Origin of the sequence: Oceanobacillus oncorhynchi (assembly GCF_000821065.1) — a bacterium.
Classification (GTDB): Bacteria; Bacillota; Bacilli; order Bacillales; family Amphibacillaceae; genus Oceanobacillus; species Oceanobacillus oncorhynchi.
Genome location: NZ_CDGG01000001.1, coordinates 3,056,958 through 3,079,892, shown reverse-complemented (window position 1 = coordinate 3,079,892; position 22,935 = coordinate 3,056,958). Strand labels below are relative to the sequence as shown.

Here is a 22,935-nt window from a genome sequence, read left to right as displayed (position 1 = left end):
CTCTGACCTTAAACTTATTCAACTGACAGAAACATTTTAAAGTTTCATTTGACTGCACACTCATCCTCTAATCCGTACCATTTTTCTAGTATTCATGAAGTAAAATTTCAATTTATCCCGTTATATTAGAAATGAGCTTTTGTAGTCATTTTTATCATAACTTACGGAGTATACCCAGAAAATAGTATGTATATATACAAATTCTATACAGCCTGATAATCCAGAAATATACCAATATCTGTATGAAACTAACTAAAGATACCTTCCTTCTATTAAGCAGATAAAACACTTAATAAAAGGAAGGTTCCATGAATGTACATCTTATTCTGTTGGAGGCAAGTCCACCTCAAAAAATACTTTCAATCCTTGCTCCCTCAAGCTTACTATCTGCAGCCCCTTCCCAAAATGCTGATGCAATCGTTTATCCACATTAAAAATCCCAACACTTGATTTACTGTCAGATTCTCTGTTTAAAATGGTTTGCATTTCCGCTTCTTCTATACCTGCCCCATCATCCTCCACCGTAATCGTTGCTTTGTTTCGGGAGATATTTTTTATACATCTGATGGTGACGGTTCCTTTGCCCTGTTTGTTTCGAATACCATGCTGTACCGCATTTTCCACTAATGGCTGGATGGAAAGGAATGGAACATAGATCTCCTCTTCATCTTCCAGATCCCACTTCACCTGTAAAGCTTCGCCAAAGCGTACCTGTTCAATATACAAATAGGAGCGGACGATATTTAATTCTTCCTTCAAGGGGACCAGCTCTTTCATATGCTGAAATTGAAATTTACTTCTCAATAAATTACTTAATTCGTTCAGGAGTCTTCTCATTCCTTCTACGTCTAATTCGCTTAACGCCATAATAGAATTCAATGTATTAAATAAAAAATGCGGCTGTATCTGTGCCTGCAGCCAAGAGGTCTCCATCTGTACCTGCTTCTCGGCAACACGCTTCAATGTTACCAAAGAATCCATACGTGCTTTCAGTTCAACCGGTTCGACAGGCTTGGTGATATAATCATTTGCCCCGGCTAAAAAAGCTGCCTGTATATCCGTTGTTCCTCCGGTAAGCAGCAGGACAGGCAATTCTGTCAGAGAAAAGCGTTCCCGAATTATTCTGGTAAGCTCATATCCTGATATTTCCGGCATCATTACATCTGAAATAACGAGATCCCACTCCCGCTTTTTCATTTTTTCCACAGCCTGTTTAGCGCAGGAAACAAATACCGGCTGATATGCATCATCGGGAATAATCGCCTTTAAAGCCAACAAACTTGACGGATTATCATCGACAACCAGGACAGATGGCATCTGAGCATTCTTTTTGTTTGGCTGTACTGTTTGTTTCTTATCTTCTTTCGGCACCGGCTTTTCTACTGTGCTTTCAAAGACCAATGCTGCCGCTTCTTTCCTTGCCAGTGCTAACGTGAATGTAAAGGTTGTCTTTTCTCCTTTTTTAGAAGAAACTTGGATTTTCCCGCCATGAAGTTCTACTAACTGTTTCGTAATATTTAATCCTAATCCAAAACCGCCTTCTGACATTTTATTTTCCGGGTGCCCCTGTTCATAAGGCTGAAAAATGCGCTTTTGAATCTCCTCGCTGATTCCGATGCCTGTATCTGTTACTTGAATTTCTGCGTCATATTCTTTGATAGAAGCAGAAACTGTGATTGAACCTTGATGGGTAAATTTAATAGCATTTCCTATCAAATTAAACAAAATTTGTTTCACCCTATTTTCATCTGCATATACCGGAGGAAAGTCTTTAGAAATCAGATTGACGATGGGCACATTCTTTAAATCGGATGAAAAACGCAATGCATCAATAATCCCTGTGATAATCGGATTCAATGCAATCACCTGTCGATTTAAACTTGGTTTATTAACCTGTAAGTTTCTAGTTTCCAATAAATCTGCCAGCAGCAGATTCATTTGCTGCCCTACGTTCAAGACGGTATTCAATTCCGTCATGCTCTGTTTGGACAAATTTGTTTCTTCCCTGTCCCGCACCGCCTTGGAAAGCAATAATATACTATTTAAAGGATTACGGAATTCATGAGATGTATTTGCCAGAAATTGATCTTTTTCCTCATTCACTTTTTTCAATCTCTCCGCTAAATCTTTTGTCTCCTTATGCTTTTGAAAATATCTCTGAAACCAGACAATCGTATAGCAGGTTACTGCCATTAACATATCAAACGGATAAAAAGTCAAATAAATACTTTTTCCTGACCATATATAATTCCATATCCCATGGTTGGAAATTGCAATAAACCCAAGGAGCATAAGATTTTTCGCCTTTGGATTATTCTTAAACATCAGAATAATCGAAGTGCTGGTAACAACTACAGTAAAAAAAGCAAATATATTATATATGGGGCGAAGCGCTAAAATTTGCGGCATAGGCAAAAAGATAGTGACCACAGCTAATACTGCCATCCCCCATTGAAAAAATGGAAAGATTTTATTCCAATAAGGCAGCTTTTGATGATCGGTACATTGAACCAATGCATAAAAAATGATTAAATACACCGTATGGATCATCCAAAATTCTAATTCATAATTCAAATTAAAAAATTGCTGCAGCAATTTTTCACCAGTATAAAACAAAAAACCTGAAAATAAACTAAAGGCCAGCAACGAGAAAGAAAGTACTTTTCTATCTCTTCCCCCAATAAAATAAATAATCAAGGTGTATACCGTATGCATGAACAGAATAGCTGCAATGACAACTTGTGAATAGTTTGTGAGCTGTATTTCTCTCGTAATCGTTTCATCTGTCCCAAACCGAAGCGAGAGATAAATACCGCCATCTCTGCTGTCGATAAAATTGGCAGCCTGAATGACAAGATCTATATTTCCATTTTCATCCGCTGAAAAAGTCACTGTTTTAGGCATAATATCCGCAACATACGCAGCTTCTGTTTCCGCCAACCGACCCGTCTCCGCTACTATCTGTCCATTCACATAGATTTCCGATGATGTACGGATGTTTGGTATGTATAATTTAAAATTCCGGTCATCCTCCGGCTGTACCCTTACCTGCAGCCTATAAGTCCCATAACCAAAAGGAGAGCCCAGATTATTCTTCCAGCCGTGGGGCACTTGAATTGTTTCCGGCACTTCAGCAGAGAAGACATCATCCTGCATCAAAAAATGCGAGGGATAAAACTCCCACTCCCCGTCCAACAGCATCGATTGCCCTTCTTCTACTTCCCATGAGCTTAAATCAAGCTTTCCTTCTTGAATATCGGGAGTTATATTTTCTTGAAATAACCCTGCCCAAATTAGACGCAAAACTGACAAACTGATTATACAGAGAATCACAAAAATTCCCGATCGGATAGTATCCCGCTTCATTTATATCAACTCTTTTTCATGGATATCTCTAAATCCATGATTTTTCTTTTACAATCTCTGCCGCTTCCGCATCAAAATCGGTTAAACCTTTTAATTTTGAAATATTGTAGGAGGACGATTTCTCATAACGATGCAGATATGCTGACAATCGAATGATAAGCTCCAGCCATAAATCTCTCAGTATTTTTCTCTCGCTAACAGCCCAAAGGTAATCAAGGCCGGCTAAATACTCGTCTTGATACGCGTCCAGTACTTTGAAGTACTGCTCGGTATTTATGTTCTCTTTTTTTAATAAATCATACGCTGCAAGCTTAAATTCTCGCGACTGAATCTGTACATCATAATCGATATCAATTTGATAAAATTCTTTTTGACTGATAATTTTAATAGGTGCGTCTATTTGCTGCATGACCTTTCTAATCTGATATACCGTTGTATACAACTGAGCATTCGCTTTCTCCCAGGGAAGGTTACTCCACAGCAAATCAATCAATTCACTTTTCCGGATAGTATCTTCATGATGATGAATAAAATAAGCAAATAATTCTTTTGCTTTGGACGTTCTCCATTTTATATCAATCCGCTTATTCCCTTGGTATATTTGCAAAGCTCCTAAATCCCTAAGGACGGTCGTCCGGTTTTCAACTGCTTTATCCTGATCTGTCATCTTTCTTTCAATTATCCGCTGTACAGTTATAGCTAAACGTTCCTGTTTTACAGGCTTTAATATGTAGTCTACTGCATTTAGTTCAAAAGCTTTAATCGCATAATTATCATATGCCGTAACAAAACCAATATGTAAGGAAGGATTGATGTTTAATAGCTGTTCCGCTAAGTCTGTGCCTTTCATAGCAGGCATATGTATATCTATAAATACAGCGTCTATTTGTTCAGTCTGAATATGTTGAATCAAGTCTTCTGGATTCATATATTTCCCTGAAACATGCACTCCTTCTATTTTACGCAACAGTAAATCCAAATATTGTAATGCCAAAGGTTCGTCATCAATAATAGCAATTTGAAGCATAGAATCTCCCCCTGATTATTTATCTTTTAGTATTTCTAGCATATATATATTCAAGGATACATGATGATAAATAGTAGCTATCTGATTTTTTTCTATACAAATTCTATACAAACGCCTGCGTTATCATCCATACTTCCAGTTGTCTTTCCCCTGCTTCAGCTTTCAAAATATGATTATGAAATTTTCTGTTATTTCAATAATATCCTATTACGCGATATAAATTTGCTTTTTATAGAAGTTTTATACCGGTATTAAATGGAATAAATAATTATTTATTGCTGTTTCCACTTTTCAAAATCCGAACATACGATAGGATGAGTAAATAAAGCTTCATCCGACAGGAATACTTTTCTTTCCGGACGAATGAAGCTCTTTTTTACTATTACCTTACTTATCAGGTACTTCTATTTCAATGAAGGCGGCAGAATACCCCACACTGAATATATTATATATCTATTTCAAAGGATACGCTCGTTCCCTTATTCAAAGAACTGATAATGGTTAATCCTTTCCCGTAATGCTGATGCAATCTTTTTTCTACGTTTAATACACCTACTCCTGATTCGCTATCCGATTCTCCTTTTAAAATGTTAGGAATGTCTGCTTCATCTATTCCTGCCCCGTCATCTGTTACGGTAATCACTGCTTTGGAGCGGGCAGGATCTTTTTGAAAGCTTATGGTCACCGTTCCTTTTCCCTGTCTGTTTCTAATTCCGTGCTGAACCGCATTCTCCACTAATGGCTGGATGGATAGAAAAGGTACATTGAATCCCTCCTGTTCATCCAGCTTCCATTTTACCTGCAAAGCTTCTCCAAAACGGACTTGCTCAATAAATAGATAAGAACGAACAATGTTTAATTCTTCTTCTAAAGGTATCAGATCCTTCATTTGCTGAAACCGAAATTTACTTCTCAAGAAATTGCTGAGTTCATCGAGAAGCTTGCGCATTGCCTCTACATCCCACTCACTCAAGGCCATAATCGAATTCAGTGTATTAAACAAGAAATGCGGCTGTATCTGAGCCTGCAGCCATGCGGTTTCTAATTGTAATTGCTGCTCAGCAACACGCTTCATTGTGATTAAAGAGTCCATCCGGGCTTTCAGCTCGACTGGCTCCACAGGTTTGGTAATATAATCATTTGCTCCGGCCAAGAAGGCCGCCTGAATATCAGTATTTCCTCCGGTCAGCAGCAGGACAGGGAGTTCTGTCAGGGTATAACGTTCTCTAATCATGCCGGTAAATTTATAGCCTGATATTTCCGGCATCATAATATCGGAAATGACTAGGTCCCAGTCCCGCTTCTTCAGTTCTTCGAGCGCTTGCTTCGCACTGGTCACCGTCATCGTATCGTATGCATCTTCTGATAAAATGGAGTTTAATGCTAATAAACTCGCCGGGTTATCATCAACCAGTAAAACTGCCGGAGTCTGACCGTCATGTAATCGTGTTAATTCAGCATCTGCCTTTTCCGGATACTTGACATCCGTTTGTTTCGTCTGATTAGATAGCTGTACAGCTGATTGCGGAGAGGCTAATTCTAAAGTAAACGTAAAAGTTGTTCCCTCCCCTTCTTTCGAGGAGACCCAAATACTTCCTCCATGAAGCTCAACCAGCTGTTTCGTAATACTTAATCCCAGCCCGAATCCGCCCTCCTGCATTCCACTTGTTGCATTATCCTGTTCATAAGGAAGAAACAACCGTTTTCGCATTTCTTCATTGATTCCAATACCTGTATCCGTCACATGGATTTCCGCATACTTTTCTTTTTTTGCTGCGGATATAATGACTTCTCCCTGACTCGTATATTTAACAGCGTTTCCTGCTAAATTAAATAAAATCTGCGTTACGCGATTTTCGTCCGCATAAACTACTGGAAATTCCTTAGGTATCTTATTGACCATTTGCAGCTGCTTCATATCTGATGAAAGCTGTAATAAGTCCAGGACGCCGGTTGCAATAGGCTCCAGGGCAACTGCCTGCTTGTTCAACCGCGGTTTCGTACGATTTAAATTCCTCGCTTCCAGCAAATCTGTTAATAAAAGGTTCATTCGCTTTCCGACGTTCAATACCGTATGAAGTTCACTTACACTCCGCGTTGACAATACTGCTTCTTCCCTATCCATGACAGCCTTAGAAAGCAGCATGATACTATTTAAAGGATTGCGGAACTCATGAGAAGTATTCGCCAGAAATTGATCTTTTTCTTGATTCATCCGCTGTAAGCTGGACGCCAATTCTTTTGTTTCTTCATGCATTTGAAAATACCCTTTAAACCAGACAATGATATAGCATACGACCGCAACAATCAGATCAAATGGATAAAACGTTAAATAAACACTTTGTTCCCTCCATGTTAAATCCCATATATAATGATGAACGACAGCAAAAAAACTAAGTACAAGGAACATATTCGTTGCAGGATTCTGTCTATACAGCCGGACTATAGAGCAAAATGTAACGATAATAACTATAAAAGCAAATAGATAATAAACAGGAAATAAAAATAGAATCTGCGGTATGGACAAAAATAAGGTTATTCCCATCATGGTAAATATACTCCATTTATAAAAAGGAAATATCCTTTTCCAATATGGCAGCTCCAGATGATTGGTACATTGCAGCAAAGCATAACACCCCAGCAGAAGCAAGGTATTCGCTATGCGAAAATCGAAATCATAAGGTATATTGAAAAACTGGTGAATCAGTTTTTCTCCATTACTTAAAAGAGATGTCATAATCATGCAGAACATCAACATTGAAAAATACAATAGATACTTATCTCGATTTCCTATCAGATATAAAATGAAGGTATATATTGCATGAATTAAAAAGATAACAATGATGCTGATTTGAAAATAACTGGACAGCTGCGTTCCGCTTGAGATAGCCTGCTCTGTCCCAAATCTCACAGAACGAATAATACCGCTGCTTCTGATATCTTTATAGTTGGCTGCTTGAATAACGATATCGATAATTCCTTCTTCATCTGCTGTAAAAACGACTCTCTGCGGTAAATTTTTTGCAGTATATTGTTCTTCTTCTGCAGCTATCTCCCCCGATGATGCCAGTTTCCTTCCGTTAACATAGATCTCCGATGAACTGCGAATACTTGGTATGTATAATCCATAATTTTGTTCTGCATCACGATCCACTTTTATTTGCAGTCGGTAGCTGCCATATCCATAGGAAGAACCTAGTATATCATTCCATCCTCTGGGGACTTCTATAATATCTGATTCCCCCTGCACCGAGCTCTCCTCCATAATAAAGCGGGAAGGGTAAAACTCCCACTCTCCATCTAAAACCAGTGTTTCTTCCTCTCCCGGATCCCAAGTTTGGATATCAAGCATCCCATTTTGAATATCGGGCTGTACCTCCTCTTGAAAAAGCCCCGTCCAAATCAAACGGAAAGCAGATAAACAAAGCATAAAAACAAGCAAAATAACTGTCAGCTGAATCGCATTTTTTTTCATTCTTCTCCACTCTTCCAGTTCCATTTTCTAATGCTATAGTTTTTCATTTACTAATATTCGAGCTTCTTCGTCAAAGCTTACCAGTGCACTTATTTGAGAAATATTACGAGATGAAGGAGACTTATTTTGAAGAGTATCCTTTATCAGATTATCTACGATCTGCAGCCAAATGTTCCTTATCTCCTTTCTTTCTTCCAAAATCCAATCCGATTCTATCCCTTGCAGATAATCCCCTTGATATGTTTCTAATAATTTCATATGTGCTTTAACTGATATATCATTCTCCTGCAAGGCTCTCCATGCTGCTTGTTTCCAGCCAATAGATTGAATAACCACTTCTTCTCCTAAAGTTATTTCATAAGATTCCTCCTGACTGACTATCTTAATCGGGAATCCCATTTGCTGAATTACCTTTCTTATTTGATACACGGTGGAATACAATTGTGAATTGGCCTTTTCCCAGGAGAGGTGCGTCCACATGAAATCTATCAATTCTTCCTTTCGAATGGTATTTCTATGGTTTTGAAGAAAATAAAAAAATAGCTCCTTTGCTTTCGACGTTCTCCACTTTACTTCTATCGGGCTCTCTTCCTTATAAAATCGAACTGCACCCAGGTTTTTGATATGATACGCTGCCTTTAGCGGGGTTTTATGTAATATTTCATCCTTCTCTTTGATGCGTTCAATGGTCAATTGCAGCCTTTCTAACTGTACCGGCTTCAAAATATAATCTAACGCATTCAGTTCAAATGCTCTGACTGCATACTCATTATAGGCTGTGACAAAAGCAATATTTAGAACGGGCTTGATATTTAACAGCTGTTCAGCTAAATCGATTCCTAGTATATCAGGCATATGAATATCCATCAATACGGCATCTACATCCTCCGTTTGAACATGATTTATTAACTCTGTCGCATTGTTAAATTTACCGGTAACCTGTACTCCTGCTATTTTATTTAAGAGAAAATCCAAATACTGCAACGCCAATGGTTCATCATCAATGATACAAATCTTCACGCTTTCATCTCCATCCGTTTTTATCGTATACATAATATTAGAAAAACTTCCATTGCGGTTAAAGCGAGTTTGAAAACATCTTTTTGCTTTTTATACAGATGCTATCTGGTGATAAACGATTCTATTGCTTTGATTTTCAAAAACTGGTCCTTATTCTTTTTATACCATATATTGCACAAAAAAACCTTACTTTCTCACACATTTTAATTCTTTTATACAGCGGGATCGTCAGCTTTAAAGCAGGAGGTTAATTTTTCTCGAAATATTATACACTCAACTTTCGCATCTTAAAAAGTTAACTTCCTTTCCGTAGAAATAGGAGTTGATTTTTTCTTTGGCAACTCCCTTAATAAAGTAATAAGAGGTGTAGTGTAAAATACCGCTGCGGCGGACCGTTTTGCTTTCCTAGGGGCACGCTCTTCAGCTAACTTTTGCCAAGAAGATCGCTTGGCAAAAGTGGATCTTCAGATGGTGCTGATCCCTCAGGAGTCAAAACGGTCCGCCTCCGCCAGTAAGGTGTTCTATACGTGAAATATCTGAACAAACAAAAGATTGTTCAGATAGTTCAGACAGTTCAGATGGAAGAGATTTTTTATGGTGCATGGTAAAATGTTCAGCAATGATTACTTTTTGTGCATGAAAGCTATTCTTGATGTTAATTATTCATGCTGTCATCATTCGAACTGCTAAACCAACCATTTGAAATAACGTAATGATCGTGTCATCAAGTGATAGAGATACTATTTCATCCAAATCAACAGGATGTTATTTCTTATATTCGCTGTAGAATCCTAACTAAGCGGAGGCCAACCACGGAGACTCCTATGGGAACAGGGCGAGCTGAAGATCCACTTGAAAAGCGATCTTCTTTTCAAGTTAGTTGAAGCCGTCCCTATGGAAAGCGGAGTGGTTGGTCGGAGCGGAGCTATGCACAATCAACAATTCCAAAATGGCCGGATATGTAGCCAAAAGCAAGCATGCTACTGGAGAACATGTTCACTCTGAAATAGCAAGATATATATGTATTCTTAGGTGGGAAAGTGAGTTATACATAAAAAAAGACCAGCTAACGCAATCAATGAGTCAGCTGATCTATTTTATGCTTTATTTTATTTGATATGCCTAATACCATTTCACCTTATATTAAGATGCATTGGAAACAACAATTTCTTCGTCTTCAACATCCACATGAATGTCTGTTACATCTTCTCCTTCAAGGATCAAATCTGTTAATTGATCCTCTACTTTATCCTGGATAACACGACGTAATGGTCGTGCGCCAAAGCGTGTATCATATCCTAATTGAACAAGACGTTCTTTTGCTGCATCAGAGATAGTGATGGTAATTTGATTTTCCTTCATGGTTGCTTCTAAATCATGCAGCATAAGGTCTACAATTTGCAGTAAATCTTTTTCTTTTAATTCATTGAAGTTTACAATCGCATCGAAACGGTTCAAGAATTCAGGTTTGAAATAGGTGCTTAAGTTTTCCATTGTCGCAACAGATTCATGTGTTTTCGCATTAAACCCGACACTTACTTTTTTCTCACCAGTTCCAGCATTACTTGTCATAATGATAACCGTATCCTTAAAGCTTACTCTTCTGCCGTGAGAATCGGTTAAATGACCGTCCTCCATGATTTGCAGGAACGTATTTTGCACATCTGGATGTGCTTTTTCAATTTCGTCCAGCAACAGAATAGAATATGGGTTTCTGCGGATGCGTTCGGTCAGCTGTCCAGCTTCTTCATGACCGACATATCCTGGCGGTGAACCGATAATTTTAGACACCGCGTGTTTTTCCATATACTCACTCATATCCAGACGAACCAGCGCATCTCTCGTACCAAACATTTGCTCAGCCAGTACCTTCGTCAACTCTGTCTTACCAACACCGGTAGGACCGACAAATAGGAAGGAACCGATTGGACGCTCTTTTGCTTTTAATCCGGCACGGCTGCGGCGGATGGATTTCGCAACTTTCTCTACTGCTTCTTCCTGTCCGATAACTTTGGAACGAAGATCGTCAGCTAAGTTTTTCATTTTTTCTTTTTCATCTTTTTGCATTTTCGTTACAGGTATACCTGTTTTTTCTTCTACAATTAATTGAATATCAGAAACGTCTACATCCAGTGTTTTCTCGCCGTCTTCAACTTTTTCCAATTGTTTTTGTAATTGGATTTCTTGATAACGGAGATTTGCAGCACGCTCATATTCTTCTTTTTCGGCTGCTTCCTGTTTTTGTTTCACTACTTCATCTAAGCGCTCTTGCAAGGAATCAGAATCTTTCTGAGCATTAGCAAGATTTAATCTGGAACCGACCTCATCCATTAAGTCAATTGCTTTATCCGGCAGGAAGCGGTCTTGGATATACCGGTTGGATAAACCGACAAATGCTTCAACGACTTCATCAGAATAGCGGACTTCATGGAATTTTTCATAACGGTCCTTGATACCTTTTAATATTTTCACTGCATCCTCTAAGGATGGTTCTTTTACGATAATCGGCTGCAGACGTCTTTCCAGCGCCGCATCCTTTTCAATCTGGCGATATTCTTTCAATGTTGTTGCGCCAATTACTTGCAGGTCACCGCGTGCAAGAGCTGGCTTCAAGATATTGCCTGCATCCATTTGTGAGCTTTCTGCAGTACCTGCTCCAACAAGCAAATGGATTTCATCGATAAATACAATCACGTCGTTACGCTCTTGCAGCTCAGCAATCAATTTATTCATCCGCTCTTCAAATTGACCGCGGATACCAGTGTTTGCGACTAAAGAAGCGACATCCAGCAAGTAGATTTCCTTGTTCATTAATTTAGCAGGAACATTTCCTTCTACAATATTTACAGCCAGTCCCTCTGCTATCGCTGTTTTACCAACACCTGGTTCACCGATTAATACCGGATTGTTTTTATTTCTTCTATTTAATGTTTCGATAACTCGTTTAATTTCTTTATCTCTGCCAATGACAGGATCAATCTTTCCTGCTCGTGCTTGATCAGTAATATTTTTTGCTAACTGATCAATCAAGCCATTTCCATTGTTTGATTTTTGTTGTGTTCTCGTGCGTGCGTTTGCACCACTTTGCTGATTTCCTTGGAAAAAGTTGTTGGCAAATGATTGATCCATATTGCCAAATGGAGAATTAGAGAAAAAGTCGCTGTTCATCATATTTCCTTGTATTTCTTGTAAACATTCATGGCAAAGATGCACTTCCATACGCTGTCCATTCATTTGCATTTGTGCATTAATCGTTGCCTCATTTTGTCCACAGTTTTGACATTTCATTTCTCATTCCTCCTTATAACTTAGTCAGATAGCCTATTTATTCGTTATTTTGACTTTGACTATCTTTGACTATATTTACATTATACTCTGACCTTCTTTGACTTTCAAGTGTTTTAGTCAAATTTTTTTACTTTTTTTTGACCTTTATCTTTTATGCTAGTTTACATATAGGCTAACCCCTTAGCCCGCAAGAGATTTAACAGCTTATATATTCGTCTGATTTTTGGCCAAAGAGGTCAACACACACAAATTTCTTATAAAAAGAAGACTTTTCTTTTCCATAAGGATGATTTGTTTTTGAAGTATATCAAAAAAACTGTCCTTTTAGAAGCGTAACGGTTTATCAGAATTGTTTCTTCTGACTTTCATCCGTTTCTTCTATATAAGGACAGTTCAACTTAATAAGGAAACTGTTTTGGCAATTGCTTGCTTAGCCATAAATCGTCTAAACTTTTAAATTGGTACCCTTCTTTCTTTAACTCCTGAATGACTTTTTCCAAAGCGGTTGCATTATCACTGGAAACTGCGTGAAGTAAGATAATGGCTCCTGGATGTATCTGCTTCATAATTTCATCGTAAGCATAATCTGCACCTTTTTGTGAGTTGGTTTCCCAATCTTTAAAGGCTAATGACCAAAATACATGGACAAGCCCTAGCTCTGTTGACCATTTTAATGTATCTGTACTAAAGGTTCCCCGGGGCGGCCTGACATAAATTAATTCATCCTGACCACTGACCTCTGCAACGGCCTGCTCTAAATCCTGCAGTTCTTTGTTAATGGCTTCCTTATCCATCACGGTAAAGTCCGGATGGTGATAGGAATGGTTGCCAATAATATGTCCTTCATCGACCATCCTTTTGACCAGTTCAGGCTCACTCTCTACATAATGCCCTGTCACAAAAAAAGCGGCAGGAACCTCTTCCTGCTTTAATACATCTAATATTTCCGGCGTAAACCCTTGCTCATAGCCATTATCAAATGTCAGATAAAGGTTTTTATCACCGGAATCGTCCACATAAAAAGCATTGTATTTATCCAATACCTCCTGATAAGAGCCAATTTGAGGCGGTGTATGATTGGAGTTCTTTTGATATCCCCATCCGTATGCGTAGCCGGTATTCATTGGAAATACGCATAAGAAAAAGGCAAGTGAAAGCAGCAAAGTGATTGTTCTTTTCATTTCAAGTTCACCTACTTTTTTCTCTTACCTTTTCCTTTATAACTTCATTTTATTCACTTTTTAAAGAACCATTGCAGCAATCCATCCGAAAATAAATAAGGGAATATTATAATGGATGAAGGTTGGCACGCATGTATCCCAAATATGGTCATGTTTTCCGTCCGCATTGAGTCCGGAAGTTGGTCCAAGCGTACTGTCTGAAGCTGGCGAACCGGCATCTCCCAATGCTCCGGCTGTACCGACTAAAGCTGCTGTTGCTAAAGGCGAAAAGCCAGTTGCCAAACAGATAGGAACAAATAGAGCAGCAACAATCGGGATTGTTCCGAATGATGTCCCGATACCAATCGTAATAACCAGACCCAGCAGTAACAGAACAAATGCAATTAACGGCTTATTATTTCCTAATGCAGAAACAGATACCTCCACTAATTCCGATACAGCTCCTGTTTCCTGTAAAACATTTGCAAAACCGGCAGCTGCAAAAATGATAAAAGAAATCATCCCCATCATGGAGATTCCTCCTGCCATCACAGAATCCAGTTTTTTAAATGGCAATGCTACCAGAACGAACATAGCAATAATCCCCGTCAATGCTCCCAGAATCAAATCTTGCGTTATAATTTGAACGATAAGTGCCGATATAATAGCAATAATCGTCATTACATGCTGTTTGCCGAAAGTGATTTCTTCGACCAGATCTTCTGTTTTTATTTTTTCTTCCTTCATTGAATCTTTAGATGCTTTATCTTTTCTATAAGTAAATAGAATACCGATTAAAAGTCCAACAATCATTCCAGAACCGGGAATAAGCATAGATAAGGTTACTTCATATAAAGTAATTTCTCCCCCATTGGAGTTTAGGCCATCCAAAATCAATCTTTGGAAAAGTAAACCAAAACCGGCCGGAATCATCACATAAGGTGCTTTCAAACCAAATGTCAGAGCCAATGCTACAGCCCGGCGATCCATCCGCATTTGATCAAATACTTTTAACAGGGGAGGAATCAATATAGGAATAAAAGCGATATGAACCGGCACCGCATTTTGTGATAAACACGCAACACCAGCTAATGCAAAGAGCATCATTGTTTTCTTCCCTGTTAATACACGAATAATAAAATTCACTAAAATTTTTGTAATCCCTGTATAACTGATAGCCACTGCAAAAGCTCCTAACAATATATAGCTTAATGCTGTATTTGCAGAGTTCCCCATACCAGCTACCAGCAATTCAACAGAATCTGCAAATCCTAACCCGGACATTAACCCGGCAGCAATTGTTGAAATTAAAATAGATAAAATAACATTAACCTTTAATAAACATAAAACAGTCATTAATAGGACTGCTGAAAGAACAACCCATTCCATTTTTCTTCCCCCAATAATCATCACATTTCTCTTTAATACTTTACCATAATAAAGCAATAAAAATTAAATTGCAATATATTTTTGCTGAATATGTAAAAAGGACTGTCTTTTCGACAATCCTTTGACGTTTATTTCACTTTAAAGGAGAAAGATAAATAATCCTGTACAGGGATCCAAGCTCCTATTCCTTGCTTAGTTACATTCTTAATTTGAATGGTTTTATTGGATCCTTTTAATTCAATATATACTTCCCCGAATGTCACCTGCCCTTTCTCATTAACGGCCGGCGCATAAGCATCCAGTATTCCATGCTTTTCCATTGGGATATTATACGAATTAGTTAATTTTGTATTATGACCGATAACGGCCTGATACGAAAGAGGAAGCTTTGTATTTTCGCTGGCTTTTAACAGCATCATCGTTTTTATTTGTTCTGGATTACTTATTTTACTGGTCAGGGCGCCATTTATTTCTTTTTCTTCCTGCTGATAATAGCTCATCTCCTGGGCTTTCTCACCGCCGACATTATTCATTTCATTTTTATTGATATGCTGGTATTCCCAATTAATATTTGATTCCGCAGATTGATAATTGATTGGCCACCTTCCCAGATAAACCATACCGCGATATCCAATTGCTATAGGAGATGGTTTGATACTGCTTTCATTCAAAATCTTAATCAGCTCCGGATTTTCGATTGGAATGCCGACGTCTTCGATCAACTCTTTCGTTAACTTGCTTGGTTCAATAATCTCCTGGTCTTCTGTTGAATTCGGAAATGTGTTTTCTTTTGAGATATCCAATACATGGCTGGGTATATTCAATCCTTCTTTTATTTCTTCAGCAAAGCTGCTGATCGGCATCAAAAGCCAGGTTAAACATAAAAGAAGTGTAAAAAAATAAGCACGATTGCATTTTATCATTCCCGTACCTTCCTTTCTTTTTGTTTTATTTTTTCTGAAAGGAGGGAAACTATACACGAGAAGCCTTGAGACTTTTTGGAAATTATAAAGCAAGCGGAGCAATGTAAAAAAGAGACACCGGAATGTCTCTTTTTTACATTTTGTTAGATTCTGTTATTTCATGCAATACACTTATTTTACAAATACACTATATTTTTTCTCTAAACGATCCTGCAGCATGCCGATTAAAATACATACCGGCCAATAAATAAGCGCCACCAGCACGTACATGGTCATTGCATCAAATTCTCTTCCAGCGACAATTTGCGCTTTTTGAAATAACTCAGGCACTGTAATCACTGCTGTCAAAGACGTCGCCTTCACAATATCCATAAAAACGTTTGTTAAAGGCGGAATGGCAATTCGTGTAGCCTGGGGCAGTATAATCTTACGCAGTGTCAGCCAATAAGACATATTCAACGCCCGTGAAGACTCCCATTGTCCTTTTTCCACACTATTTAATGCCGATCTGTCGATTTCTGCAATATATGCGGCACTATTCAGACCTAATCCAATAATTGCCGCATGGACAGCGACAAGCTGAATTCCAGCAGAGGGTAAACCCAGATAGAGGATATATAAAAAAACAATAATTGGTGTTCCCCGCATAAAGGATATATATAGTCTGGCCGGCCATCTCAGGAAAATATTTTTAGAGCCTCTTGCCAAAGCTAACAACAGCCCCAAAACAAGTCCAATCAGCATACTGCCGATGGAAATCAGTAATGTTATCGGCAGCCCGCCAAGAACAAATGGCAGGCTCTCCCAAGCTAATTGAACATCAAAAAAACCGCCAAAATCAATATTGGTTATATTCATTTTAAACCTCTAAAAATCCAGACCTTCTACAATTTCGACTTCTACATCCGGTTCTTGTGAAGCATCTTCTTCGTAAAATTCTTTGGCCAGTTCACTTAATGTTCCGTCTTCACGCATATCATTTAAAGCACCATTCATTTCCTCCTGAAGCGTTGTAGATTCTTTTGGCATCATAAGAGCCTGCTCCGTCGGATTAAATTTTAAGGTTGGGTGCAAGTGCAAATCAAAATCAGGAAATGCTGCTACCCCAAATTTAGTTAAATAATAATCGTTTAATACTAAATCCGTTCTGGCTGTACTGATATCACTTAGATAAGCTTCATTCGGAGCATTGCCATAGGTTACCACTTCTGCTCCATAATGTTCTGCAATTTGGCTGTAGATAGTCGAGGCTGCCCCGCCGGCTTTTTTACCCTCTAAGTCTTCCAATGTTTCTATTCCTGAATTATCCGATTCTCTGACTGCTGCGACAATGTACGAATATTTATATGGATCCGTAAATCCAAATTTTTCTTGATTGGTTTCTGTGATCGTAGCATCATTTGCTCCTACATCAATTCTGCCGCTATTGATTGCGGTTGCTAAATCATCCGCTCCCATGATTTCAAATGATACCTCTAAATCTAAGCGCTCCCCAATTTCTCTCATAATCTCTACGGTATAGCCTGTCAACTCATCATTTTCATCGTAGTAGGATGCACCAATCAATGTTCCAGAAGTCCCTGCTACAATTTCCCCTTTTTCCTGTATGCTCTCCCAATGTTCATCTGTTCCCTCTTCCTGGTCTGCAGACCCGCAAGCAGCCAGCAACAATGTCGCTAGAAAAATAAAGCTAAAAACAAATATGTTCTTTCTCATTCGAAACCCTCCCTGTATTATACTTTTTGCATAAAATCAGTATAACAAAGAAAGATTTGTATGAAAACACTTTAGTATCCTGTTTAGGCTTTTCAATTTATTATATTAGTACAGAAATAAATCGGAGGCACATGCTTTTTAATTTCATTCTTTTAAAAACCAAGAATACCGCTTGGTCTTTAAAACATCGGTGTTCTTGCCATGGAGATGTCCGCTGCGGGAAGTCGCTTTCCGCGGGGCATAAGTGCGACTATGCTTCTGTCTGCGCCTCACGACTTGCCAATCAGCAAGTCTTCTTTTCACCCGCAGGGCATAAGTGCGACTTTGCTTCTGTCTGCGCCTGTCGGCTTGCCAATCAGCAAGTCTTCTGTAAAGGAGATGAGCTCGGGGCCCATGGAATGCGTAGTGTTTTTCTGGGGCCTAAGATTACTCACCCAACCATAACCCGTCGCAGCGGTCGCATTAACCTGACAACATTGAAGATCACTCACCCCATGAAACCCGTTAGAGCCCTATATTCAGCATTTTTATGCTTTCCTATCCTAAAAAAAGAAACGGCAAGCTGACTCACCGTTTCTTTATTAATCTCTTTTCCAATTTAGAAGGGCTGCATTAAAAATACCGCCAATAATAATAATGATTCCAAATAAATAAAACCAAATCAATAAAATAATGATAGTACCTAAGCTGCCATAGGTAGCAGAAAAATTCCCCAGGTTATGTACATAAAAGGAAAACCCCCAGGAAACCAGCTGCCACGCAAGCGTTGCAAATGCAGTGCCCCAGACAACCTGTGAAAATTTGAGACTCCGGTTAGGTGCCAGCTTATACAAAAAGAGCAGTACAATAAAGAAGATAAAAGAAGACACAACCCAGCGCAAGGTTCCCCATGCTGCTAAAAAAGATTCTGTAAAACCAATCCATGAAAAGAGATACGTGCCAATCATTTTTCCGAAAACCGGAAGCAGTAAGGCTAAAATAATAATTAAAACCATCCCTATAGTAAGTACCATCGCCACAAGCCGTGAAACGATAAATGACCGGTCTGTTTTTATCCCGTAAGCGTAATTAAATGCTCTTGTAATTGCATTGACCCCGTTGGATGCTGCCCATAATGTTCCAATAATACTGATGGAAAGCAGTCCGCTGTTTTGAACAGTTAATGATTGCAGATTTGTTGTAATCAGCCCCATCACCTGTTCCGGTGCAAAATCACCAATTGTTTCTAAAATTAAATCCATATCAATTGGCAAATACGGAATCAAATTAAGTAAGAAGATTAAAAAAGGGAATAAAGACAAAATAAAGAAGTAAGCAAGCTGAGCTGCTAGTCCAAACACATCCACTTCCCCATAATGCCTCCAAAAATATTTACCCACACTCTGCAGATTTCGAATATTTTTCTACCTCCCCTTCCCACTTTGAAGACGGCTTGTTCAAAAAAGGAGAAGGCCGATGCTACCAAAGATAAACATTCCTTTTTTTAACTTTCACTTTAAGGGGATGTCCAAAAATCCCAATACAAATGCCACGGCAAATTTCTGCGTTGCTGGAATTTTTGAACACGCACTTTAATCCTTCAAATTTGAACATCCTATACTATTCTATTTCTTTATTTGAAAATTTATTCGTTACTTTATCTAATGTTTGTTCTACTTGCTCTAAAGCATTCATTGCATTGGCTGACCCGCTTTCAAAAGCTTCGTTCACCTTGTCCACTGTACTTTGCAGACCTTGAATTGCTTCAGAAGGATTGCTGATATAATAAGATGAAGCAGATTTTACCTCTTTTACTTTTCCGCAGGCATAACTGCGTGCTTCTTTATCCAATAACGCTACTGCACCTCCTGCTACCGCTCCTGCTACAACACCTAAAATAATTTTACGTTTTCCCATTAGTATCTCTCCTTTAATCTAAATGATGCTTTTCTTTTAAAAATTGAAGCAGCCCATGGCAGCCCTCTGAAACTAATCGATATGTCTGATCGAAATCCCCGGTATAATATGGATCAGGGATATCCTCTTCTTCTATGTCTTCCACAAATTCCATTAATTTCACGATAGCTGCCTTTTCCTGATTGTTGGATTCTGTAAGTGAATTATAATTATTCTGATCCATCGCAACCATATAATCAAATCGCTCATAATCATCTGCTGTAAGCAATCTTGATTCCATTCCATCACAGGAAATCCCCTGCTGCTCAAGTATCTCCCTTGTCCCGGAATGCGGTGATTCCCCAAGGTGCCAGTCGCCGGTTCCGCAAGAATCAACCTGAATCTTCTTTTCCAGCTGCTCTCTCTCCACAAAATCTCGAAATATCGCTTCCGCCATCGGGGAACGGCAGATATTCCCTAAACATACAAATAATACACGCACCAATACCTACACACCTCATTACTTATCTCTCTACTGCTTTTAAAAAAGCTCTTCCCATTCTATACCCCAAATATTAAAAAAAGGCTGGGATATTCTACATTAACTCCATTATAAGCAACTTAGTCTGATAAGCAAAGACTAAATTGCAGAAAGTTGTTATTCTGTTTCCATTTTTGTCGAAAAATATTTAGTTAAAACAAACTCAAATCCCAGCTGTTCGCAATATGACGGAGTAATTTAATTCCTGCAACACTATTTCCCTGCTTGTCCAAAGCTGGTCCAAATACACCAATACCACAGCCGCTTAAAAATGGCAACTCATTTTCACGCACTCTTGGAGGGACAACTGCCAGAATCCCGCCTGAAACACCACTCTTTGCAGGAATACCGACATAAGAAGCAAATTTCCCTGAAGCATCATACATCCCGCATGTCAACATTAAAGATTTGGCAATACGTACGATATTCCTGGGAATAATTATTTCTTCTGTTTCAGGGTGAATGCCATCATTCGAAAGAACCAGGCCTATACGGGCTAAATCATCTGTCGTAACATTAATCGAGCATTGCTTAAAATATGTTTCTAAGGTTACTCCTAAATCCGATTCTAAATACCCTTCTTCTAATAAGTAATAACCAATGGCTCGATTTCGCATGGAAGTATCACGTTCCGATACATATACATCAATATCAATTTCCGGACGGCGGCCGATTATTTTTTCCATTAATTGAAATAATGGCTCCAGCTTTTCATCTGATGTGTTCCCGCTTAATAATGATGAGGTAGTAATTGCTCCTGAATTGACCAGAGGATTAAATGGCCTCTGGTGTCCCTTAACTTCTAAGTGCATAATAGAGTTAAACGCTTCCCCTGTCGGTTCCACATCCACTCTTTGCAGGACATAAGCTATTCCTCTGTCCATACATGCCGTAATAAAGCTAAGAACTTTAGAAATACTTTGAATAGAAAACTCATGCTCCACATCACCAGAGCGGATTTCTGTTCCTTTCTTACCAATAATCGTAATGCCTAAAGAATTGGGATCTGCTTCTTCTAATTTTGGTATATAATCAGCAACTTTTCCAGTGTCTGTCTGTTTTTTAAAAAACTCTACCCAGCCATCTACATATTCTTGAATCCATTGCTCCGTTTTTTCTGTATTTAAATTCACATGTCCTTGTACCATTTTGACACCCCTTTACTATATATTGAAACTATCTTCATTCTAAAACTTCTTATAAAAACTATACCCCGTAAATCATCATTTTAGCCGTCAATCTTTTCCATGATGCATTTATTTTCTTACCTGACAGAGAGTTTGGCCGGAACAATCAACCAAATGATAAAAAAGCACTCCTTTTTTCGGCAGCTAAAAACCACAAAAACTTCTGTCATTACTGCATTTTTGTGGTTTTCACTATTGTAGCATGAAGCATCTTATGTAAGAAAAACCAAGAATACCGCTTGGTCTTTAAAACATCGGTGTTCTTGCCGAAGAGATGTCCGCTACGGAAAGCGAAGTGTATTTCTGGGGTTGCGATTACTCACCCCATGAAACCCGTTGGAGCGGATATATTCAGCATCTTATGTAAAAAACCTCCCGTATGAATGGCTCTTCAATAAAAAGCATTGTCATTCACGCGGAAGGTTTTTCATTTATCTTATTCTATTAAAAGAATCTGTTTATTTTCCAATAAACATTTGAGTCCAATAGTTGCCATCTTCTACATGACCAATTCCAATGTGAGTGAAATCACCATTCATGATGTTTTCACGGTGTCCTTGGCTGTTCATCCATGCATCTACAACTTCTTCTGGAGATTGCTGTCCTTGAGCAATATTTTCACCCGCAGTATTGTAATCAATACCGAAGCTTTGCATCATATCAAATGGAGAACCATAGTTCGGGCTATTATGATCGAAGTAGTTATTTTCTTGCATATCTTGTGATTTCGCGCGAGCGACTTCACTTAACTCAGTGTCTATTTCAAGCGGTGCAAGACCTTCTTTTTCTCTTTCTTGGTTAGTTAAGTCAACTACTTCTTGCTCAAATTGACTTACCTCTCCATCCGCTTGATTATTTTCTTGATTTTGCTGAGCTGCTTCCTGATTTCCAGCCTCTTCCTGATTTGCTTCTTCAGATGACTGATTTTCAGCTGGCGCCTCAGCTTCTGTATTTGGAGCTGCTTCTCCGTTTATCGTATTAAAGCAATCGAAATTGCTCGTATTTAATGTGTCCCAACCTTGCCCGTTCACAGTATAATCGTTCTGTGCGGAATTTTGAGGAAAGGCCCCTGAATTTGCAGATGCTTCTACATCTGAAACGAACGCTCCTCCAAATAATACGGTTGCTGACAATGCAGTAGCAATGCCTACTTTCTTAAACATGCACATACACTCCTTTTTTTGTTGTTTTGTTTTGTGCGAAATCATCATAACACAGGGTTTTCTGTAATATTTGAAATAATCAAGGCAAGGTTTACCAGAGCTCTTTTTCCCACTCTATTTTTTTGCTTCTAAACTTGTAAAACCTTATCAAATCTACTATTCTAAATGAAGTATAATTCTCCTGCTTTGGAAATTACTCAATTGACAGGAAATCATTTCTATAAAATGAATATTGACAAGTTTCTACAGCAGGTCTAATGTTACATCATAAGCACATTTGTAACAGAAATGTTACTTGATTTCATTTTGCTTATGTTTTATTTTAAAAACTAGTTCTTTCTATATAATAAAGGGAGTTCAATACCCCCAAAAAAGCAATCATTTGATAGAATAGTATTTTAAGAAAATGAAATAATTTTGTTATTATTTATCGATAACCAGTAGACCTATAGCAGCAGCCGATTTAAAATACACGCTGCGCTGGTTACGATATTTTGTCGTGATTTGTACATTATTACTATAAAGAATCAAAAAATGTAATCATTTAAATTTAGATATGTATATGTATGAAATGTATAAAAACGGATATGAAACAGACTGATATAAAGAAATGTTTTTTCATTCTTTTTGAGGTTTATTGAATATTCACTTACAGAGGAAATTTAGAAATCCAATAAAAATAAGGCGTTGGAAAAGGAACTTCTTGGTCTTATTTACTGGTCTTTTTGAACACGTACTTATATGGAAAAGTGCCGTAGCTTATCTTTTCTGTCTAGAATCAAAAATAAAAATGGAATTATAATGG

At 38.3% G+C, this 22,935-nt stretch carries 15 protein-coding genes; all 15 read right to left on the bottom strand.

The genetic code is table 11. The features are described 5' to 3' along the window. Positions 1 to 321: 321 nt before the first annotated feature. The 15 genes from BN997_RS14690 to BN997_RS14620 all read right to left on the bottom strand — a co-directional run bounded on the left by BN997_RS14690 (position 322) and on the right by BN997_RS14620 (position 22,130). Entirely contained in the window at positions 322 to 3,366 is a 3,045-nt protein-coding gene (locus BN997_RS14690; RefSeq protein ID WP_042533417.1) for a hybrid sensor histidine kinase/response regulator, read from the bottom strand. A 28-nt stretch (positions 3,367 to 3,394) separates the two neighbouring features. Then, positions 3,395 to 4,393 carry a response regulator gene (locus BN997_RS14685; protein ID WP_052485029.1) on the bottom strand — a complete coding sequence of 333 codons (999 nt, stop codon included), beginning with the start codon at positions 4,391 to 4,393 and terminating at the stop codon, positions 3,395 to 3,397. A 445-nt stretch (positions 4,394 to 4,838) separates the two neighbouring features. Next, positions 4,839 to 7,868: an ATP-binding protein gene (locus tag BN997_RS14680; protein WP_084612948.1), complete on the bottom strand. Its 3,030-nt coding sequence runs from the start codon at positions 7,866 to 7,868 to the stop codon at positions 4,839 to 4,841. Positions 7,869 to 7,901: 33 nt separating this feature from the next. Beyond that, positions 7,902 to 8,888 (bottom strand): response regulator, encoded by a 987-nt coding sequence (locus BN997_RS14675; protein WP_175297045.1) that lies wholly within the window; start codon positions 8,886 to 8,888, stop codon positions 7,902 to 7,904. 1,143 nt (positions 8,889 to 10,031) lie between these two features. Beyond that, a complete protein-coding gene (locus tag BN997_RS14670) occupies positions 10,032 to 12,176 on the bottom strand; it encodes an ATP-dependent Clp protease ATP-binding subunit (protein WP_042533413.1) in 2,145 nt (714 codons plus the stop codon). A gap of 398 nt (positions 12,177 to 12,574) precedes the next feature. Continuing rightward, on the bottom strand, positions 12,575 to 13,357 hold the full coding sequence (gene pdaA, locus BN997_RS14665) for a delta-lactam-biosynthetic de-N-acetylase (protein WP_042533412.1): 783 nt from the start codon (positions 13,355 to 13,357) through the stop codon (positions 12,575 to 12,577). A gap of 60 nt (positions 13,358 to 13,417) precedes the next feature. Beyond that, the gene (locus BN997_RS14660) at positions 13,418 to 14,725 is read right to left on the bottom strand and encodes a Na+/H+ antiporter family protein (protein ID WP_042536167.1); all 1,308 of its coding nucleotides are present in this window, start codon (positions 14,723 to 14,725) and stop codon (positions 13,418 to 13,420) included. 128 nt (positions 14,726 to 14,853) lie between these two features. Beyond that, positions 14,854 to 15,588 (bottom strand): YfkD famly protein, encoded by a 735-nt coding sequence (locus BN997_RS14655; RefSeq protein WP_226895241.1) that lies wholly within the window; start codon positions 15,586 to 15,588, stop codon positions 14,854 to 14,856. 231 nt (positions 15,589 to 15,819) lie between these two features. Continuing rightward, positions 15,820 to 16,506: an amino acid ABC transporter permease gene (locus BN997_RS14650; RefSeq protein ID WP_042533407.1), complete on the bottom strand. Its 687-nt coding sequence runs from the start codon at positions 16,504 to 16,506 to the stop codon at positions 15,820 to 15,822. A gap of 9 nt (positions 16,507 to 16,515) precedes the next feature. After that, positions 16,516 to 17,364, bottom strand: a complete 849-nt coding sequence (locus BN997_RS14645) for a transporter substrate-binding domain-containing protein (protein ID WP_042533405.1) — start codon at positions 17,362 to 17,364, stop codon at positions 16,516 to 16,518. 581 nt (positions 17,365 to 17,945) lie between these two features. Next, a complete protein-coding gene (locus BN997_RS14640) occupies positions 17,946 to 18,761 on the bottom strand; it encodes a YihY/virulence factor BrkB family protein (RefSeq protein ID WP_042533403.1) in 816 nt (271 codons plus the stop codon). Positions 18,762 to 18,963: 202 nt separating this feature from the next. Next, positions 18,964 to 19,260: a hypothetical protein gene (locus BN997_RS14635; RefSeq protein ID WP_042533401.1), complete on the bottom strand. Its 297-nt coding sequence runs from the start codon at positions 19,258 to 19,260 to the stop codon at positions 18,964 to 18,966. A gap of 13 nt (positions 19,261 to 19,273) precedes the next feature. After that, positions 19,274 to 19,741 (bottom strand): low molecular weight protein-tyrosine-phosphatase, encoded by a 468-nt coding sequence (locus BN997_RS14630; protein WP_306432744.1) that lies wholly within the window; start codon positions 19,739 to 19,741, stop codon positions 19,274 to 19,276. Positions 19,742 to 19,932: 191 nt separating this feature from the next. Next, positions 19,933 to 20,928: a glutaminase gene (locus tag BN997_RS14625; RefSeq protein ID WP_042533397.1), complete on the bottom strand. Its 996-nt coding sequence runs from the start codon at positions 20,926 to 20,928 to the stop codon at positions 19,933 to 19,935. 497 nt (positions 20,929 to 21,425) lie between these two features. Next, the gene (locus BN997_RS14620) at positions 21,426 to 22,130 is read right to left on the bottom strand and encodes a CAP domain-containing protein (protein ID WP_042533395.1); all 705 of its coding nucleotides are present in this window, start codon (positions 22,128 to 22,130) and stop codon (positions 21,426 to 21,428) included. Positions 22,131 to 22,935 lie beyond the last annotated feature (805 nt).